Source organism: Hydrocoleum sp. CS-953 (assembly GCF_002260545.1).
Lineage (GTDB): Bacteria > Cyanobacteriota > Cyanobacteriia > Cyanobacteriales > Microcoleaceae > Trichodesmium.
Genome location: NZ_LGSU01000347.1, coordinates 1 through 2,827, shown reverse-complemented (window position 1 = coordinate 2,827; position 2,827 = coordinate 1). Strand labels below are relative to the sequence as shown.

The window sequence follows — 2,827 nt, the reverse complement described above, 5'->3', positions numbered from 1 at the left end:
GTGACCAAAATAACGTTTACTTATTGCTAAGTAGGCTGGACTAACCATGTTCGCGATTTGAGCGCTTTGATTAGATTTGTGGTTAGTCTTATATAACATATATAGGACTTACAACACAGAGACGATATATATAGCGTTAAAAACTATAGCGCTACAGTTTTTGAACTCTATACATAGTGCCTTTGCGTAATCTAAAATCCAGTTGAACATTTGTCATCGCTATGATAGGAAGTAATATCCTCAACTCTTGAGATTACTATCCGTTCCGGAATGCTCCGCAAACCTTCCACTCCGTTCCAATCGCAATGACTTAGATATAGTAATTATCTGGGTTTTATACAAGTCCTGATATAATTCAACTACGAAATAAGACTTACATAAAAACACTATATCTAGTTAGTGGTAAATTAAAAAGGAATTACGCCCCAGACCATATATATAGAGTTTGAAACTATAGCGCTATAGTTTTTGTTCTCTATATATAGTAAATTTTGTAAGTCTTATTAAAACTATAATACCTTAATAGATGTAGTGTTTAGAACTCAAAAATTGGTAAATTCTGTGTACAGCAGTTGTAATATGAGTAGACGACAGTAGGGATGTTCCATGGAACATCTCTAAAGAGTTCTGGTTATGACTTGAGGTTATCTATCTGAAATGCTATTAAAAAACTAGGCTTTCCGGGTTCTAGTCCAGAAGTGCTAATTCAATTTATGCTAAAAAATAAGATATTAAATATATAAACTGAATTTTTATGGAATCTACTGTCAATTTTCCCACTGAGGCAAAGACACCAGAAAAATTGCCAGTGATAGAAACTTCTAATTTAGGTAAATCATACCGCATTGGCTTTTGGATGAATCAAAAAATAGAGTCTCTTAAAAATTGTAATTTGACAGTTTATCAAGGGGAGACTTTTGGACTTTTGGGGCAGAATGGTGCAGGTAAAACTACCCTACTTAAAACTTTATTAGGAATTGTTCGCCCTACCTCTGGAGCGGGAATTTTATTAGGGAAACCAATAGGCAATCGCCCAGTTAAAGAAAAAATTGGCTACTTACCAGAAAATCCTTATTTTTATGACTATTTAACTGGATGGGAATTTCTGGAGTTTGTAGCAGGATTATTTCAAATACCAACATCAATACAAAAACAAAGAATTCCAGAGTTACTCGACTTAGTTGGATTATCTAAATCAACAGCTATTAGAAAACAACTACGTCAATATTCTAAAGGAATGTTGCAAAGAGTTGGCATGGCGCAAGCTTTGATTAATGACCCAGAATTAGTTTTTTTAGATGAACCTATGTCTGGTTTAGATCCAATGGGGCGTTATCAAATCAGAGAAATTATTGTCTCTCTTAAAGAACAAGGAAAGACTATTTTTTTTAATAGTCATGTTTTATCAGATGTGGAAAAAATTTGTGATAGGATAGCTATTCTTGCAGAAGGAGAATTAATTTGTATCGGTACTTTGGATGAAATATTAGGTACAAATGAAACCTATTATGTTAAGGGTAAAAGTGGTAATCTGGAAATACTTAAACAATGGATACCAGATTTAGAATTTGAGAATAATTTTTGGCAAGGTCATTTGCAGGGAGATCCTCAAGAATTTTTAGTTAGTCTGGGATTAATGAAAGCTACACTAATTACTATGAATATAGAAAGGTTTAGTCTGGAAGAGTATTTTATGCAGCAACTACGAGAAAGGGGAGTTTTTTCTAGTTATTAAAATTATCAAACAATGGAATAAATAAAAGAGTAAACCAATCTTTACTATACTATTTCTATTTTAGGTAAGCATTCAGGTATTACCCTTCACTTTTTCCTGCGGAATGCTACGCAAATAGCTTTTCCTTATTAATAATCCTATACCAAGTAATTAATAATAAAGATTAGATAATATGCTTTTATATAGAATCTGGATAATTAGTGATCGTATCACACTCGGAGTCAGGAGTCAGGAGTCAGGAGTCAGGAGTCAGGAGAAATAAAGAATTTGAATGACATGAATTTTAAAATTATTATTCAATAGAACATCTGTATTCAGAGAAAGTAATTTTGCGATTACTTTATAACCGGATTTTATATTAAAATAACTTTTAATTTTAGCTTCATTTTTCAACTCAGATTCTTCCTTCAAAAACAATAAGTTAATAGCTGAAAGCTAATAGCTGATAACTGAATGTTNTTTTCGGATATTTTTTGAAAGTAATTTTGCGATTACTTTATAACCGGATTTTATATTAAAATAACTTTTAATTTTAGCTTCATTTTTCAACTCAGATTCTTCCTTCAAAAACAATAAGTTAATAGCTGAAAGCTAATAGCTGATAACTGAATGTTTACAATTATAGTTGCAACTCTTGTAATTTTGATTTATATTCTGGGCAAAAAGAAGTTACACCTGTAGCTATGACTTTACCTGTATAAAGAGCTGCCGTTTGTAATTGCTCTTGTGTTAAACCTAACTGAAGTAGTGATATAGCTGCCTGAGTTGAAAATTCTTGAACAGAATTACCTTTCTGTAGAAAAATACAAGCATTACGAGCTGTTTCTAATGCTTTTTTATCACCCATAATATTATGTATTTCTATCTCTGGTGGAGTTAATGAACTTTTTAATAAGTTTTCAAATGATTCTGCTTGAGCACGGCTAGATAATAATACGTTTAATATTACGGTTATGCTAATAGTTAAACTTTGATATATTTTGTTCCTTTTCGGCTGGATTTTGTCAAACTCTGGTTCGAGTAAAGGTTCAATATACAGGGCCAGTTGCCATGCTTTCATGGTCATCGGGTCGCCCCCTGTTAGCAAGACAT

General features: G+C 32.2%; 2 protein-coding genes. One reads left to right on the top strand and one right to left on the bottom strand.

Translation table 11 applies throughout. From position 1 onward, the window contains the following. Positions 1-754: 754 nt before the first annotated feature. Entirely contained in the window at positions 755-1,735 is a 981-nt protein-coding gene (locus AFK68_RS03260) for an ABC transporter ATP-binding protein (protein WP_094671575.1), read from the top strand. A gap of 619 nt (positions 1,736-2,354) precedes the next feature. On the opposite strand, the gene AFK68_RS03255 is transcribed toward AFK68_RS03260, so the two are convergent. Continuing rightward, positions 2,355-2,827: DUF732 domain-containing protein (locus tag AFK68_RS03255; RefSeq protein WP_168186303.1), on the bottom strand; the 473-nt coding region annotated here is incomplete at its 5' end.